We start from the raw sequence: 15799 nt of genomic DNA on the forward strand, positions 1-15799 counted from the left end.
CGTACCTGGGGGCTGCCGCCCCCAGACCCCCGCCATCGCGCTAACGCGCTCGTCCTCAAACGCCGGACGGGCTGAAAAACCGCGCCCCGTCAGGGGCGCGGGGAACTGCGCGACCAGCCCCCACCCACCCGCAGCAGAAGAACCACCCACGGGGTCTGGGGCGGAGCCCCAGATACGGGACGGGCAGGGGCGGAGGGGGCGAAACCCCCACCCGCACCCCCGCCGGAGAGGCGTTACGCTCCGTCGCCCGACAGACGCTGGCGCGGGATCAGGGCCGATGCGGGGGCCAGGGCTCTTTCAGGGGGTCTGGCTGCCGGTGCCGCCGCGGCCGAGCACCGGGCGGGGTACACGTGCAGCGGGCCGCGCTCAAGGCCGCGTCCGAGCGGGCCGAGCTGCTGAGCGGGATCCCCGGGGTGTACGTGAGCCTCGCGCGCTGCAGCCAGGTGCTAGGCACCCAGCAAGCGTCCTCGCCCCGCCCGCTCCACCAGCAGCCACCCCACGAGCGTCATCGCCACGGCCGCCGGAGCGGTCACCCGTACCGCGATCAGCATCGCCGTACGGCCTTCCAGCAGCCCACCGAAGCCGACCATGGACAGCCCGAGCACGCCGAAGAGACACAGGACCGCACCGGCCGCCGCAGCCGGACCCGCACCACCGGCGGAAACCTTCAACTCCCCAGCCCCAGAAGGCCGTTCGAACCGTCGGAACACGGCGACCAGCACCCCCGTGACCACGACGGCCGCCGCGATCCGCAGCGGCACCTGCGCCCACCAAGCCGCCGTCGCGGGCTCCGGCAGCCGCGCCCCCACGCCGAGCAGCACTCCGTACACCCCGAGCATCGCGGTGAGATGCCACAGGAAGGCCGTCATGGAAATGCCGTTGGCGGCGACGACGGTCCGCCACACCCGCGGCCCGCGCAGCCACCGCGCCGCGGGCCCCCGCAGCAGCTCCACCGCGCCGACCAGCCACAGCCCGTGGCACAGCAGCGCGAAGGTCGGCGGCGCCATGTTGGAGATCTTCTCGCCGGGCATCCCGACCATCGACAGCGGATACGGCCCGTACGCCACCAGGAGCGCGGCCCCCGCGAGTCCGCCGCCCGCGAGGACGTACGGCCGCCCCAACCGCCCGTCCGCGCGCAGGAATCCGAGCTGGTGGACCGCGAGCCAGACGAAGGCGAAGTTGAGGAACTCGACGTACGGCACGCCGAGGGCGAACCGGAGTACGTCCACGCCGCCGGCCGCCGCCACCAGCCCGCCGAACGCGCCCCAGCCGTACCGCTCGTGCAGCCGCAGCAACGGCGGCGTGAACGCCACCATCGCCAGATAGATCCCTATGAACCACAACGGCTGGGCCACCAGCCGAAGCGAGACGTCCAGCAACCCGCCCCCCTCACCAGCGAGTTGCAGCACCAGGGCCGCCGCGCCCCACACCCCGATGAACACGACGGTCGGCCGCAGCAGCCGCTGCAGCCGGACCCGCAGAAAGACGGAGTAGACGGACCCTGACGCCCCCTGCGCCCCTTCTGCCCCCTCTGCCCCTTCTGCCTTGCGGCGGAGCGAGCGGTACGACAGCGCGTGCGAGAAGCCGCCCACGAAGAAGAACACCGGCATGATCTGCAGTGCCCAGGTGAGGAGTTGGAGCCTCGGCTCCACGGCGAGCAGATTGCCGATCTCGGCCCGCCCGTCGTCCCCGACGGTCACAGCGGCCATGAGCCAGTGCCCGAGCACCACCGTGCCGAGCGAGGCGACCCGCAGCAGGTCGATGTACTTGTCGCGCGAGGCGGGCGTGGCCGCGGCGAGGACATCAGCGCTTGATCCCATACGAGTACGGTGGCGCCGCACGCCCGTCGGACGGCAGCGCTCCCGTACTCAACTCGCTTCTGAGTATGTGCCGTACGCGCCGCAGGTGCTGAAGGTGCCGACGCGCCGTACGCGCTGTCAGAGGACGGTCGCGCCGAGCGCGGGGCTCTCGGTGACGCGTACGGAGCGGCAGGTTCCGGAGGTGAGCAGCGCCTCGGCGACCGTCTTCGCGGACCGCGCGTCCGAGGCGAGGAAGGCGGTGGTCGGGCCCGAGCCGGAGACGAGCGCGGCGAGGGCGCCGGCCGCGCGGCCCGCGGCGAGGGTGTCGGCGAGGGCCGGGAAGAGGGAGAGGGCGGCGGGCTGGAGGTCGTTGGAGACGGCGCCCGCGAGGGCCCCGGCGTCCCCCTTCGCCAAGGCGTCGAACAGCTCCTGCGAGGCGACCGGCTCCGGGATCCGCACCCCGTCGTTCATCCGGTCGAACTCCCTGAAGACGGCCGGGGTCGACAGCCCGCGCTCGGCCATGGCGAAGACCCAGTGGAAGGTCCCGCCGACCTCCAGCGTCCGCAGCTGCTCGCCCCGCCCGACGCCGAGCGCCGCCCCGCCCACCAGGCTGAACGGCACATCACTGCCCAACTCGGCACAGATGTCGAGGAGTTCGTCGCGCGAGGCGTTCGTACCCCACAGCGCGTCGCACGCCACCAGCGCACCGGCCCCGTCCGCGCTGCCGCCCGCCATACCGCCGGCGACGGGAATGTCCTTGGCGATGTGGATGTGGACGGCGGGGTCGAGGTCGTACCGCCGGGCGAGTTCGAGGGCCGCGCGGGCCGCGAGGTTCGTACGGTCGAGAGGCACCTGTCCGGCGTCCGGGCCCGCGCACGTGATGCGCAGCTCGTCCGCCGCCGTGACCGTCACCTCGTCGTACAGGCCGACCGCGAGGAAGACGTTGGCCAGGTCGTGGAAGCCGTCGGGGCGGGCGCCGCCGACCGCGAGCTGGACGTTGACCTTGGCAGGGACGCGTACCGTCACCGACTCCGTCACGGCTGACCGGACTCCTTGTTCTCGACGTTCTCGACGTTCTCGACGACACGGTTCTCGGCGATGCGGGCGAACTCCTCGACCGTGAGCGACTCCCCGCGGGCCTGCGGCGAGACACCGGCGGCGACGAGCGCGGCCTCGGCGGCGGCCGCGGATCCGGCCCATCCGGCGAGGGCGGCGCGCAGCGTCTTGCGCCGCTGGGCGAAGGCGGCGTCGACCACGGCGAAGACCTCGCGCTTCGTGGCCGTCGTCTTGATCGGCTCGGTCCGGCGAACGAGGGATACGAGCCCGCTGTCCACGTTGGGCGCCGGCCAGAAGACATTCCGCCCGATGGCGCCGGCCCGCTTGACCTCGGCGTACCAGTTCGCCTTCACGGACGGAACGCCGTACACCTTCGACCCGGGCGCGGCCGCGAGCCGGTCCGCGACCTCCGCCTGCACCATCACGAGCGTGCGCTCGATGGTCGGGAAGGTGTCGAGCATGTGCAGCAGGACGGGTACGGCGACGTTGTACGGGAGGTTGGCGACGAGGGCCGTGGGGGGCGGGCCGGGGAGTTCCTGTACGTGCATCGCGTCGGAGTGCACCAGCGCGAACCGCTCCGCGCGGGTCGGCATGCGGGTGGCGATGGTCGACGGGAGCGCTCCGGCGAGCACGTCGTCGATCTCCACGGCGATGACCCTTTCGGCCACCTCCAGCAGGGCGAGGGTCAGGGAGCCGAGGCCTGGGCCCACCTCGACGACCACGTCGTCGGGACGCACGTCCGCGGTGCGCACGATGCGGCGCACCGTGTTCGCGTCGATCACAAAGTTCTGGCCGCGCTGCTTGGTGGGTCGCACGCCGAGGGCGCCCGCGAGTTCGCGGATCTCGGCGGGGCCCAGGAGGGCGTCGGGGGTGGGGCTGGTCACGGAGCAAGGGTACGGGTGCCGACGGCCGGAGAGGTTTTTCGCCCCCTCCGCCCCTACCCGTCCCGTCCTCTGGGGCTCCGCCCCAGACCCCCGGGTCGTTCTTCTGCCGCGGGTGGGTGGGGGCTGGTCGCGCAGTTCCCCGCGCCCCTTCAGGGGGCGAAGAAACCCCTCACGCGCGCAACCGGCCGCCGCAGTGCGGCCAAGGGCTCGCCCCCCGGCGTACGTACAGCTTCTTCGCTCGGTAGGTCTGCTCCGCGGCCGACGCGTCCTGGGGGCGCCCGGAGCCGCCGAGTGCGTGCCACGTGCGGGTGTCGAACTGGTAGAGGCCGCCGTAGGTGCCGGAGGGGTCCACGGCCCCCGGCCGCCCCCCGGACTCGCACTCCGCGAGCCCGGACCAGTTCAGATGGTCGACCCCGTCGACGGACGGCGGCCGGGGCTTCGTACCGACCTTCACCAGCGCCGCCCGCGGCTCCCGCACCACCTCGGACTTGGTCCGCCGCGGCTTCTGCCTGACCCCGTTGACGGTCCGGAGCGCGTATGTGACGCGTCGCGCCCCGGTCTGCCCGGCGCGCTCGACGACCTCCGTGCCCCGGAACAGCTGGGGATCCTGACTCCGCCGCACCTCGAACGGAATCGGCTCCTCGCGGACCTCCTTGCTCCTGGTGACCCGCAGGACGGTGACCGTCTGCCCGTCGCGCGGGAAGCTCCCGGGCGCGACGGAGGTGGTGTCCTGCCCGCGCAGGGTGATCCCGGCCTCCTCGACGGCCTCACGGACGCTCGCCGCGTTCGTACGGATCGTCCGCGTCCGCCCGTCCGCCATGATCGTCACCGTGCGCTCGGTGCGGACATCGAGCGCGAGGCCCTTCCGCCCGATGCGCTGGGAGCGCGACGTCGACAGGTACGCGCCCTCCGCGCGCACTCCCAGCTGTCTGAGCGCCCCGTCCACCGTGTGCGCCGTCGTCCACACCTTGTGCCGGTGCCCGTCGAGGGTGAGGTGCATCGGCCGCCCGTAGCGCACCGCGACCTCGTCACCGCTGGCGAGCGCCGTACCGGGCGCGGGCGCGACGACGTCGTGCGCCCCCACCTCGACCCCCTCCTCGGCGAGCAGCTCGGTGACGTCGTCCGCGAAGGTGTGCAGGGTGCGCGGCTTCCCATCGACGCTGAGCTCGATCGCCTTGTCGCTGGCGACGAACGCGGAGGTGCCCCCGGCCAGGAACGCCACCACCAGCGCCTGCGGCAGCAGCCGCCGCAGCGGTGCGGGGCACTCGATGGTGCGCTTGCGCCGGGCCGCACGCCGGGCCGCGGCTCGCCCGCCGGGCGTGGGCGCCCCGTCCGCCTGCCCCTGCCGAGGCAGCAGGGGCTCGGTCGGCGCCTCCGACACGGGCACCCGGGCCGCCTCGTACGCGGGCCGGTACGTGTCCGGGTAACCCAGGCCGTACGCCGGCGCGTCTCCCTCGTACGACGTCCCCGTCGCACCAGCGCCACCATCGGCGCCGACGCCACCACCGGCGCCATCGGCACCGGTGCCACCAGTCGGTCCATACGTCTCGTACTGCGAGCTGCTCACGACGACACGCTCCAGGGAGGGTCCGGTGGAGAAGAAGGTGCGCCCGAAGGGCTCATGCAGGGTGGCGGTGGGAGACGGGCGGGCGACCAGAACCTAGCGGAGCGGTCGTCACTCTCCCAAGCGGCGCGACTACGCTGTGTCGCGACACTCCCCCGAGGTCACCCCGGAGAAAGCCCCGGAACCGTTATCCGTCAGTAATCGAACGCCCGCGCAGTGTTCGCGGAGATCGAGGTCGCCAGCGCGTCCTCGTCGATGCCCCGTACAGCTGCCATCGCGCGCACTGTGATCGGAATGAGATACGGCGCGTTAGGCCGTCCGCGGTACGGCGCGGGTGTCAGGAAGGGCGCGTCGGTCTCGACGAGGACGAGTTCCAGGGGCGCGACGGCGAGTGCGTCGCGCAGCGGCTGGGCGTTCTTGAAGGTCATGTTGCCGGCGAAGGACATGAAGTAGCCGGCGCGGGCGCAGATCCCGGCCATCTCGGCGTCGCCGGAGTAGCAGTGGAAGACGGTCCGCTCGGGGGCGCCCTCCTCCTTGAGGATGCGCAGCACGTCGGTGTGGGCGTCGCGGTCGTGGATGACCAGCGCCTTGCCGTGCCGTTTGGCGATCTCGATGTGGGCGCGGAAGGACCGCTCCTGTGCGGCCTTGCCTTCGGGTCCCGTACGGAAGTAGTCGAGCCCGGTCTCGCCGACGCCCTTGACCTGGGGGAGGGCGGCGAGGCGGTCGATCTCCGCGAGCGCCTCGTCCAGCGCGGCGTCTCCGCCCGGCTGCCGCGCGCCCTGCCGGGACCAGCCATCGGGGTCTCCGTGGACGATGCGGGGCGCTTCGTTCGGGTGCAGCGCGACCGTCGCGTGGACGGCGTCGTAATCCAAGGCGGTCTGCGCGGCCCACCGCGAGCCGTTCACGTCGCAGCCGACCTGCACGACCGTCGTCACCCCGACCGACGCGGCCTGGGCGAGGCCCTCCTCGACCGTGCCGGACTGCATGTCGAGGTGGGTGTGCGAGTCGGCGACGGGCACCCGGAGGGGGTCCGGCAGCGGCGGGGCTTCGACGGTGGGAGGCATGCCCCGATCCTACGAAGGGGCATGCCCGACCTCACCACGCGGGGAGCCGGGAGGCCACACCGCCACCGGGCGGATCAGCCCGCCTTGCGGTGGTGAAAGGGGTGCAGCAGATCGGAGAGGTGCCAGTGGTGGTGCTCCCGGGGCGCCTCGGGCGCCGTCTCGGGCGCGTCCGCCGGGCGCTCGGGCCGCCGCGCGGACACCGGCCGCTGCAGGGAGTTCCGCGCCGAGGACACCTGCCCCGGACGCATGATGCGCACCACATGACTTTCGCAGTTCTGGCAGGTCGGGCGGCTCAGCGGCGACGGCACGACACGGCCGTCGGCCACGTACATGACGAACTCGTTGCCCTCGGCGTCGAGGTGGTGCTCTATCTCGTAGGACTGCTCCCAGCCCTGCCCGCAGCGCATGCAGGCGAAGGAATACGACTCGTTGACAACGGCAGTCGCCGCACCGCGGTGGCCGGTCTGCCCTGCGCTCTCACTCATGCCAGCTCCAGTTGTCCGCTGGACAAGCGCCCCCGCGAACGGGGGCGAGGGACGGGTACGTCCCTTCAACCAGTGGACGCTTCTCCCGGCGCGAACGCATCTGGCCTGTCGACTATTGGAGTCAATTTGGCCTTTCCTTGTCGGAAGGTCCCGTTACCCGGCCCGGGCTTTGCCTTTCACCGCAGTCCTTTGCCCTTCTATGGGGCGCTTCGTGCGGCGTTCTTTGCCGCGACGACCGCATCGAAGACGTCGCGCTTGGGAATTCCCGCCTCGGCGGCGACGGCCGCGATCGCCTCCTTGCGCCGCTCCCCCGCCTCCTCGCGCACCCGCACCCTGCGCACCAGCTCGGCGGCGTCCAGTTCCTCGGCGCCCTTCTCGGCGGCGCCCTCGACGACGACGGTGATCTCGCCGCGTACGCCCTCGGCGGCCCAGACGGCCAGCTCGCCCAGCGGGCCGCGCTTGACCTCCTCGTACGTCTTCGTCAGCTCGCGGCAGACGGCGGCGCGGCGCTCGGTCCCGAAGACCTCTGCCATCGCGGCGAGGGTGTCGTCGAGCCGGTGGGGCGCCTCGAAGTAGACCAGCGTGCGGCGCTCGCCCTCGACCTCGCGCAGGCGCGAAAGGCGTTCGCCCGCCTTCCTGGGGAGGAAGCCCTCGAAGCAGAAGCGGTCGACGGGCAGCCCGGACAGCGCGAGCGCGGTGAGCACGGCGGACGGGCCGGGTACGGCGGTGACCTTGATGTCCTTCTCGACGGCGGCCGCGACCAGCCGGTATCCGGGGTCCGAGACGGACGGCATCCCGGCGTCGGTCACCAGCAGCACCCGCGCCCCGCCGGCCAGCGCCTCGACCAGCTCCGGCGTACGGGCGGCTTCGTTGCCCTCGAAGTACGACACCACGCGCCCGGCGGGCTGCACGCCCAGCGCCTGGGTGAGGCGCCGCAGCCGCCGGGTGTCCTCGGCGGCGACGACGTCCGCGCGCTCGAGCTCCTGGGCGAGCCGGGGCGGAGCATCGGCCACGTCACCGATGGGGGTGCCTGCCAAAACAAGGGTTCCTGTCACGTTTCCATCCTCGCAGGGCCCAGGCACGGGACTCCCACAGACGTGTTCCCTACGATGGCGCGGTGACCAGTACCGCGTCCTCCACGGACACCCGGCAGGGCCAGGCCGCCGAAGAGCAGCGGCCGTCGTGGCAGCAGCGGCTGCGCCGCTTCGGATACACGGCGCCGCCCAGAAGCGATGTCCGCGACCGGCTCGTGCCGCCGTACGCCGAGCCCAGCCCGCGCATCTGGGCCACGATCGGGCTGCGCCACGAGGTCGCCGAGCGCGTCACGCGCTGGTCGGGCTGGATCGGCCCGCTTCTGGTGACGCTGCTCGCCGGGGTGCTGCGGTTCTGGAACCTGGGCAACCCGAAGGCGGTGATATTCGACGAGACGTATTACGCCAAGGACGCCTGGGCGCTCATCCACCGCGGGTACGAGGTCAACTGGGCCAAGGACGCCAACGACCTGATCCTGCAGGGCAACGGCCATGTGACGATCCCGTCCGACGCCGCCTATGTCGTGCATCCGCCGGTCGGCAAGTACGTCATCGGGCTCGGCGAGTGGATGTTCGGGTTCAACCCCTTCGGCTGGCGTTTCATGACGGCGCTGCTCGGCACGCTGTCGGTGCTGCTGCTGTGCCGGATCGGGCGCCGGCTGTTCCGCTCGACGTTCCTCGGCTGTCTCGCGGGCGCGCTGATGGCGGTGGACGGCCTGCACTTCGTGATGAGCCGCACCTCGCTGCTCGACGGCGTGCTGATGTTCTTCGTGCTCGCGGCGTTCGGCTGCCTGGTCGTCGACCGCGACAAGGCGCGCGCCAGGCTGGCGGCGGCGCTGCCCGCCGACGCGGACGGAGACGTACGCCCCGACGCGCACACCGCCGAGACGACTCGCCTCGGCTGGCGCCCCTGGCGCTGGATGGCCGGTCTGATGCTGGGCCTGGCCATCGGCACCAAGTGGAACGGCCTCTACATCCTCGCCGCGTTCTGTGTGATGGCGGTCCTGTGGGACGCGGCCTCGCGCCGGGTCGCGGGCGCCCGTCACCCGTACCAGGCGGCCCTCAAGCACGACACGGGCATCACGTTCCTGGCGACGGTCCCGGTCGCGCTGGCCGTGTACCTCACCTCCTGGATCGGCTGGATCCTCTCCCCCGACAACGGCAAGGGCGGCTACTTCCGCAACTGGGCGGTGACGGACGGGAAGGGCGGCAGCTGGGCCTTCCTTCCCGACTGGCTGCGCAGCCTGTGGCACTACGAGCACGAGGTGTACGAGTTCCACGTCGGCCTCTCGTCCCCGCACACCTACCAGTCGAACCCGTGGAGCTGGATCGTCCTGGGCCGTCCGGTCTCGTACTTCTACGAGTCCCCGCTGCCCGGCAAGGACGGCTGCCCCGCCGACGCGGGCGACAAGTGCGCCCGCGAGGTGCTGGCGCTCGGCACCCCCCTGCTGTGGTGGGCGGCCTGCTTCGCGATCCTCTACGTGCTGTGGCGCTGGGCGTTCCGCCGCGACTGGCGCGCGGGCGCCATCGCCTGCGGCATCGCGGCCGGCTACCTCCCCTGGTTCATGTACCAGGAGCGCACGATCTTCTTCTTCTACGCCGTCGTCTTCGTGCCGTTCCTCTGCCTGGCCGTCGCCATGATGATCGGCGCCATCCTCGGCCCACCCGGCTCCACCGAACGCCGCCGCGTCATCGGCGCGGCGGGCGCGGGCGTCCTGGTCCTGCTGATCGCCTGGAACTTCATCTATTTCTGGCCCCTGTACACCGGCACCGCGATCCCCATCGATGAATGGCGTTCACGGATGTGGCTCGATACTTGGGTCTAACGATTCGGAGAACGTCCGCCCCTTGAGTCACAGCTCCCGCATACAGTTCCCGTAGACCAGCTTTTCTGAACGCGTTCAGAAGTTCGGGGGAGGGTCCACGGGGAGGGGACAGCGGCATGCGCAGAGGGGCAAAGGCTGCCGTCATCGGCGGGGTGTTCGCCGTGATGGTGGGGGGCGCCGGGTACGGCGCGTACAACGTGGTGACCGCGATCAGTGGGGACGGCGGCTCGGGCGCGGCCGGGCCCGCGGCGGTGAAGACCGGGCCGCCGAGCGGTGCGGAGGTCAAGGAGACCAGCGACAAGTTCTTCGCGGCCTGGGAGAAGGGCGACGCGGCCAAGGCGGCGGCGTACACCAACTACGCGACGAACGCGCAAGAACTGCTGGCGGGTTACCGCACCGCCGCGCACCTCACCGACGTGAAGATCACGCCGGGCACGCCGTCCGGGGCGACCGTGCCGTTCTCGGTGAAGGCGACGGTGTCGTACGACGGGAAGAGCAAGCCCTTCTCGTACGACTCCGAACTGACCGTCGTGCGCGGGAAGACCACCGGGAAGGCGCTGGTCGGCTGGAAGCCGTCCGTCGTCCATCCGGACCTCAAGGAGGGCGACACGCTCGTCACGGGCGAGTCGGCGAGTCCGGCGATCGAGGCGGTGGACCGCGACGACGCCGTCCTGACGAAGGAGAAGTACCCGTCCCTGGGGCCGATTCTGGACGCGCTGCGCGACAAGTACGGCGACACGGCGGGCGGCACGCCCGGGGTCGAGCTGGCGATCCGGCACGGGAGCGAGGAGACCGGCGACACGACCCTGGTGACCCTCGCCAAGGGGCAGCCGGGCAAGGTCCGTACGACGCTCAGCGCGAGCGCGCAGGCCGCCGCCGAGAAGGCGGTCGCGCAGTACTCCGAGTCGTCCGTGGTGGCGGTGAAGCCGAGCACCGGTGAGGTGCTGGCGGTCGCCAACCACCGGGAGGACGGGTTCAACGCGGCGTTCCTCGGCAAGGTCGCGCCCGGCTCCACGATGAAGATCATCACCGCGGCGATGTTCATCGACAACGGCGTGACCACGATGAACGGCCCGGCGCCCTGTCCGCCCACCGCCACCTGGCAGAGCCAGACCTTCCACAACCTCACGGGCATGACGCCCAACGAGAACGCCAGCCTCGCCAACAGCTTCATGCGGTCCTGCAACACGGCCTTCGTGAAGCTCATCGACGGCACCGACAGCACGCCGCTCACGGACGAGTCGCTGACCACCGAGGCACAGACGCGGTTCGGCCTCGGCCAGGACAACTGGAAGACCGGTATTCCGTCCTTCGACGGCAGCGTCCCGGCCTCCGGCGGCTCGGACCGCGCGGCCAACGCGATCGGCCAGGGCCAGGTCCAGATGAGCCCGTTGAACATGGCCTCGGTGACGGCGACCGCCATCACCGGCACGTTCCGTCAGCCGGTCATCGTGCCGCTGAAGCTCGACGACCGCGTGCCGGCGCAGGCCAAGGGCCTGCCGGCGAACACCGCCGCGCAGCTCAAGCAGATGATGCGGCTGACCGCGACGAGCGGCACCGCCGCGCGCGTCATGGCCGGGCTCGGCGGTGACATCGGCGCCAAGACCGGCTCCGCCGAGGTCGACGGCCAGTCCAAGTCCAACAGCTGGTTCACCGGCTACCGCAATGACATCGCGGCCGCCGCGATGACCCAGGAGGGCGGCCACGGAGGGGACGCCGCCGGTCCGATCGTCGCAAATGTGCTACGAACTGGTGGCTGAAGTCACCCCTCACAGGGCGGGACTCTAGGGTGGTGCTCTCGTTGAGGAGCGTGAGGCCACGGGGGCGGCAGGGGATCCAGCGGAGGACTAGTAGCTGTGGGCAAGAGAAGGCGCGTCGCCGAGCGGCGGAAGACGAAGCAACCCGCCATGCTCGGCGGGATGATCGCCGTGGTCGTCGCCGGCGGGGCGTTCGGCGCCTACAGCCTCTACGGCAGCGGTGCGGCGGCCGAGGGCCGGACGTCGGCGACGGCCGATCACAAGGCCGTGAAGACGGGCCCGTTGTCGGCGAGCGAAGTGCGCACGACGGCGGCCGCGTTCCTCACCGCCTGGCAGAGCGGCGACGTCGCGAAGGCGGCCGCCGCCACGGACGACTCGGCCGCCGCCACGACCGTGCTGACCGGCTACGGCAAGGACGCGCACATCACCGGCGTGACCCTGACGAGCGGCGAGCGCTCGGGCGCCTTGGTCCCGTTCTCCGTCAAGGCCACCGTCACCTACAAGGGCAAGAGCAAGCCGCTCGCGTACGAGTCGAAGCTGACGGTCGTACGACGCGCCAAGGACGGCGTACCGCTGGTCGGCTGGAAGCCGTCCGTCGTCCACCCGGACCTCCAGGACGGCGACCGGCTGGTCACCGGCGATTCGGGCACACCCCCGGTCACGGCCCTCGACCGGGACGGCGGGGAGCTGACCACCGCCACGTACCCGTCCCTGGGCACGGTTCTCGACGGGCTGCGCGAGAAGTACGGCAAGACGGCCGGCGGCAAAGCGGGCATCGAGCTGCGCGTGGTGCGCAAGGCCGCGAAGAAGGGCGCCCAGAAGACCCCCGACAAGACCCTGCTGACGCTCAGCAAGGGCACGCCGGGGACCGTGCACACGACGCTCAGCCCGACCCTGCAGGCCGACGCCGAGCGGCGAGTGGCCGCCAAGGCGAAGGCGTCCGTGGTCGTGCTGCGCCCCTCGACGGGCGAGATCCTCGCGGTCGCCAACTCCAGCCACGGCTTCAACACCGCCTTCCAGGGCTCCCTCGCCCCCGGCTCCACGATGAAGGTCATCACTGCGTCGCTGCTCTTCGACAAGGGCCTGGCCTCGGCCGACGAGAAGCACCCGTGCCCCAAGACGGCGACGTACGGCGGCTGGAAGTTCCACAACGACGACGACTTCGAGATCAAGAACGGCACGTTCAAGGCGAGCTTCGCGCGCTCCTGCAACACCGCCTTCATCACCCAGGCGAAGAAGCTGGAGAACGACGACCTGACCAAGCAGGCCCAGCAGGTCTTCGGGCTGGGCATGAACAACTGGGCCATCGGCGTCCCCTCCTTCGACGGCTCGGTGCCGGTGCAGAGCGCCGCGCAGATGGCGGCCTCGCTGATGGGCCAGGGCGGCGTCCGTATGAACCCGCTGAACATGGCGTCGGTCGCCGCGACGGTCCAGGCGGGCACCTTCCACCAGCCCTACCTGGTGTCCCCGACGGTCGACCACCGCACGCTGGCCACCGCGTCCCGCACCATGTCCGCGTCCACGCTCTCCCAGCTCCGCGAAGTCATGCAGTACACGGCGGCGTACGGCACGGCCGCCGAGGCGATGTCCGGCCTCGGCCCGAACTACGGCGCCAAGACCGGCTCCGCCGAGGTCGACGGCCAGGACAAGCCGAACGGCTGGTTCACGGCGTGGAAGGGCGACCTGGCTGCGGCGGGCGTCGTGCAGCAGGGCGGGCACGGGGGCGACACGGCGGGGCCGATCGTGGCGGCGCTGCTGAAGGCGGGCAGCTAGGCACGGGGCTTTCCGGCCCCCGGCAGCTCGCCTCCCCGCCGCGGAGGGGGAGTTGAGGGCGGGGTCCGGCTCGGGTGTCGTGTCAGTGGGGGCCTCTACGCTCCGCGTATGACGTTCTCGCTTCCCGAAGGGCTGCCTGCCGGGCGCCTCTTGCCCGACGGTTCCCCCGTCCAGTGGCAGTCCGACGAGCCTCCGTCGGACCCGTTGGCCGAGTGGACGCGTTACCAGCGGCAGCAGGGCGACACCGGTCTGCTGCCGGTGCTCTGCTCTCCGAATCGCCGTCCCGAGGCGCCCGACCTCGCCGCCGTGGACGTCTTCGACCTCGAGGGCGAGCTGGAGAGGGGCTGGGGTGCGTACCGGCGGCGCAGGCTCGGCTGGGACGAGCCCGCGCCGCCGTTCGACCACTGGCCCGGACTGGCTCCCGGCACGCTCGCCTCCTCGGGCGCCGACCCGGACGAGGCGGCGCGGTCGGCATTCGCCCTGCTGGTGGACGAGTGGCCGTACGAGCTGTGGGACGGCCGTCTCGCCCTCGTCGCCGCCCGGCGCAGCGCCGACATACCGGTCGTCGTCAACTGGCAGGCGGAGGCGCCCCTTCCCCTGCTCTGCGCCCTGTTGCGCAGTTGGGAGGACCGCTTCGGGGCCCGCGTCCTCGCCGCCGTCGGGTCGACGCTGTACGTCTCCGTCGCGAGCCCGCCGCGCACCGAGGCAGAGGCCCACCGCATCGCGCTGGAACACCTCCTGACCACGGCCGACAACCTCGTCGACGACCCGCCGACCCCCTTCCCCCAGTACGCGCAGTCCCTCGTCGACGCCCCGCTGTGGCGCTTCTGGTGGGACTAGGAACTCGGTCGCGTGCCCCGTACACCGACCGCTAGCGTGCCGTTCATGACCGCCACCGATGAGAACGCCGCCGAGGAGCACTCCTCCGCGCAGAACGCCGCCCACCCCCGTTTCGCCGAGGCCCTGCGGGAGTTGGGGCTCGACGAGGTGAACGGGCGCATCCGCCGCTTCCCGGACGCGACCCGCACCGCCGCCGAGGCCGCCGCCGCGATCGGCTGCGAGCTGAGCCAGATCTGCAAGTCGCTGATCTTCGCGGCGGACGGCGTTCCGGTGCTCGTGCTCATGGACGGCGCGTCACGGGTCGATGTGGAGCTCGTACGGCGGGAGCTGGGCGTCGAGAAGGTGACGCGGGCGAAGGCGGACGTGGTGCGGGAGACGACGGGGTACGCGATCGGCGGGGTGCCGCCCTTCGGGCACCGTACGAAGACCCGTGTCCTGGCGGACCGTTCGCTGCTCGACCACGACACGGTGTGGGCCGCGGCGGGCACGCCGTACACCGTCTTCCCGATGGACCCGAAGAGCCTCATCGCCCACGCCGGCGGCACGCTGGTGGACGTGCGCGAGCCGGTGGACGTGCACGAGCCGACCGCGTGACGCCGGTCGTCACCGCGGCGGTGCTGCTCGCCGCGGTCACCCATGCCAGCTGGAACGCGCTCGCGCACCGCATCAGCGACAAGCTGGTCGGCTTCACGCTGATCGCGGGCGGCGGCATGCTGATCGGCCTCGTCATGGTGCCGTTCGTGGCGTTCCCGGCGGCCGGGGCGTGGCCGTACCTCATCGCGTCGGCCGTGATCCACGTCGCCTACTACGTGCTGCTGATGCGGTCGTTCCGGCTCGGCGACTTCGGGCAGGCGTACCCGATCGCGCGCGGGAGCGCTCCGCTGGTCGTGACGGCGCTGGCGGCGGTCTTCGCGCATGAGGTGCCCGACGGGTGGGCGGCGTCCGGGATCGCGCTGTCCTGCGCGGGGCTCACCGGCGTCGCTCTGTGGGGGCTGCGCGGGCGTCGCCCCAACTGGGCGGCGATCGGCGCCGCGTTGGCCACCGGCCTGTCGATCGCCGCGTACACCGTCGTCGACGGTCTGGGCGTGCGCGCGTCCGGGTCCTCTCTCGGGTACATCGCCTGGCTGATGGCGGTCGAGGGCGTCGTGATCCCGGCGTACGCGGTGTACCGCTGGCGCGGTGAACTGGTCTCCGTGCTGCGGCCGTTCGCCGCCGTCGGCTTGCTCGGCGCGGCGCTTTCCGTCGCGGCGTACGGGCTGGTCCTCTGGGCCCAGACCCGTGCGGAGCTCGCGCCGATCGCCGCCCTCCGCGAGTCCTCGATCATCGTCGGCGCCGCCATCGGCGCGATCTTCTTCAAGGAACGCTTCGGCGCACCCCGCATCGCGGCAGCGGGCCTGCTGGTCCTGGGCATCGGCCTGATGCTGCACGCGGGCTGACCACCGCCCCGGGGTCGGGGTCGCTGTCGGGGGTGCGCTTACCGGCACTCGCAGGGTGCCGCTGTGCCCACCCGTGCCGCCCCTAGCGGCACGCCTGCCCACAGCTGGGACAGTTGCGACGGCACCCGGCGCTCCGGGCGCCCTCCCGGCCCTCCTAGCTGTGGGCAATCGTGCCGCTGGGGCGGCACGGGTGGGCACTGGGGGTACCCCCTGCTCGAAGAGCTTGGGGGAGGCACCCCGTTAGCGCCGGATTGCGCCGCCCACCCTCGACGCCGACCCCGGTG

At 72.0% G+C, this 15799-nt stretch carries 13 protein-coding genes; 6 read left to right on the forward strand and 7 right to left on the reverse strand.

Features of this window, described 5'->3' with window-relative positions:
• Positions 1 to 446 precede the first annotated feature (446 nt).
• The 7 genes from ACFY0T_RS39490 to rsmI all read right to left on the reverse strand — a co-directional run bounded on the left by ACFY0T_RS39490 (position 447) and on the right by rsmI (position 7907).
• On the reverse strand, positions 447 to 1820 hold the full coding sequence (locus ACFY0T_RS39490; RefSeq protein WP_388882384.1) for an acyltransferase: 1374 nt from the start codon (positions 1818 to 1820) through the stop codon (positions 447 to 449).
• Between the two features lie 117 nt (positions 1821 to 1937).
• Entirely contained in the window at positions 1938 to 2837 is a 900-nt protein-coding gene (locus ACFY0T_RS39495; RefSeq protein WP_388882387.1) for a 4-(cytidine 5'-diphospho)-2-C-methyl-D-erythritol kinase, read from the reverse strand.
• Positions 2834 to 3739, reverse strand: a complete 906-nt coding sequence (gene rsmA, locus ACFY0T_RS39500; RefSeq protein WP_388882390.1) for a 16S rRNA (adenine(1518)-N(6)/adenine(1519)-N(6))-dimethyltransferase RsmA — start codon at positions 3737 to 3739, stop codon at positions 2834 to 2836. The genes ACFY0T_RS39495 and rsmA overlap by 4 nt, the downstream gene beginning before the upstream one ends.
• A gap of 169 nt (positions 3740 to 3908) precedes the next feature.
• Positions 3909 to 5306, reverse strand: coding sequence for a ubiquitin-like domain-containing protein (locus tag ACFY0T_RS39505; protein ID WP_388882393.1), 1398 nt, complete (start codon positions 5304 to 5306; stop codon positions 3909 to 3911).
• Positions 5307 to 5497: 191 nt separating this feature from the next.
• A complete protein-coding gene (locus ACFY0T_RS39510) occupies positions 5498 to 6367 on the reverse strand; it encodes a TatD family hydrolase (protein WP_388882396.1) in 870 nt (289 codons plus the stop codon).
• 74 nt (positions 6368 to 6441) lie between these two features.
• Complete coding sequence (locus ACFY0T_RS39515; protein WP_388882399.1) at positions 6442 to 6852, reverse strand: hypothetical protein; 411 nt, start codon at positions 6850 to 6852, stop codon at positions 6442 to 6444.
• Between the two features lie 197 nt (positions 6853 to 7049).
• Positions 7050 to 7907, reverse strand: coding sequence for a 16S rRNA (cytidine(1402)-2'-O)-methyltransferase (gene rsmI / locus ACFY0T_RS39520; protein ID WP_388882401.1), 858 nt, complete (start codon positions 7905 to 7907; stop codon positions 7050 to 7052).
• Positions 7908 to 7969: 62 nt separating this feature from the next.
• Between rsmI and ACFY0T_RS39525 the strand changes: the two genes are divergently transcribed.
• From ACFY0T_RS39525 to ACFY0T_RS39550, 6 genes are all read left to right on the forward strand, one after another.
• Positions 7970 to 9709 (forward strand): dolichyl-phosphate-mannose--protein mannosyltransferase, encoded by a 1740-nt coding sequence (locus ACFY0T_RS39525; protein WP_388882404.1) that lies wholly within the window; start codon positions 7970 to 7972, stop codon positions 9707 to 9709.
• A gap of 116 nt (positions 9710 to 9825) precedes the next feature.
• The gene (locus ACFY0T_RS39530; protein ID WP_388882407.1) at positions 9826 to 11469 is read left to right on the forward strand and encodes a penicillin-binding transpeptidase domain-containing protein; all 1644 of its coding nucleotides are present in this window, start codon (positions 9826 to 9828) and stop codon (positions 11467 to 11469) included.
• Between the two features lie 96 nt (positions 11470 to 11565).
• Positions 11566 to 13239, forward strand: a complete 1674-nt coding sequence (locus ACFY0T_RS39535) for a penicillin-binding transpeptidase domain-containing protein (RefSeq protein ID WP_388882410.1) — start codon at positions 11566 to 11568, stop codon at positions 13237 to 13239.
• 108 nt (positions 13240 to 13347) lie between these two features.
• Complete coding sequence (locus ACFY0T_RS39540) at positions 13348 to 14079, forward strand: DUF4253 domain-containing protein (RefSeq protein WP_388882413.1); 732 nt, start codon at positions 13348 to 13350, stop codon at positions 14077 to 14079.
• 45 nt (positions 14080 to 14124) lie between these two features.
• The gene (locus ACFY0T_RS39545; RefSeq protein WP_388882416.1) at positions 14125 to 14673 is read left to right on the forward strand and encodes a YbaK/EbsC family protein; all 549 of its coding nucleotides are present in this window, start codon (positions 14125 to 14127) and stop codon (positions 14671 to 14673) included.
• The gene (locus ACFY0T_RS39550; protein ID WP_388882419.1) at positions 14670 to 15515 is read left to right on the forward strand and encodes an EamA family transporter; all 846 of its coding nucleotides are present in this window, start codon (positions 14670 to 14672) and stop codon (positions 15513 to 15515) included. The genes ACFY0T_RS39545 and ACFY0T_RS39550 overlap by 4 nt, the downstream gene beginning before the upstream one ends.
• The last annotated feature ends 284 nt before the right edge of the window (positions 15516 to 15799 follow it).

Origin of the sequence: Streptomyces sp. NPDC001530 (assembly GCF_042894545.1) — a bacterium.
GTDB lineage: Bacteria > Actinomycetota > Actinomycetes > Streptomycetales > Streptomycetaceae > Streptomyces.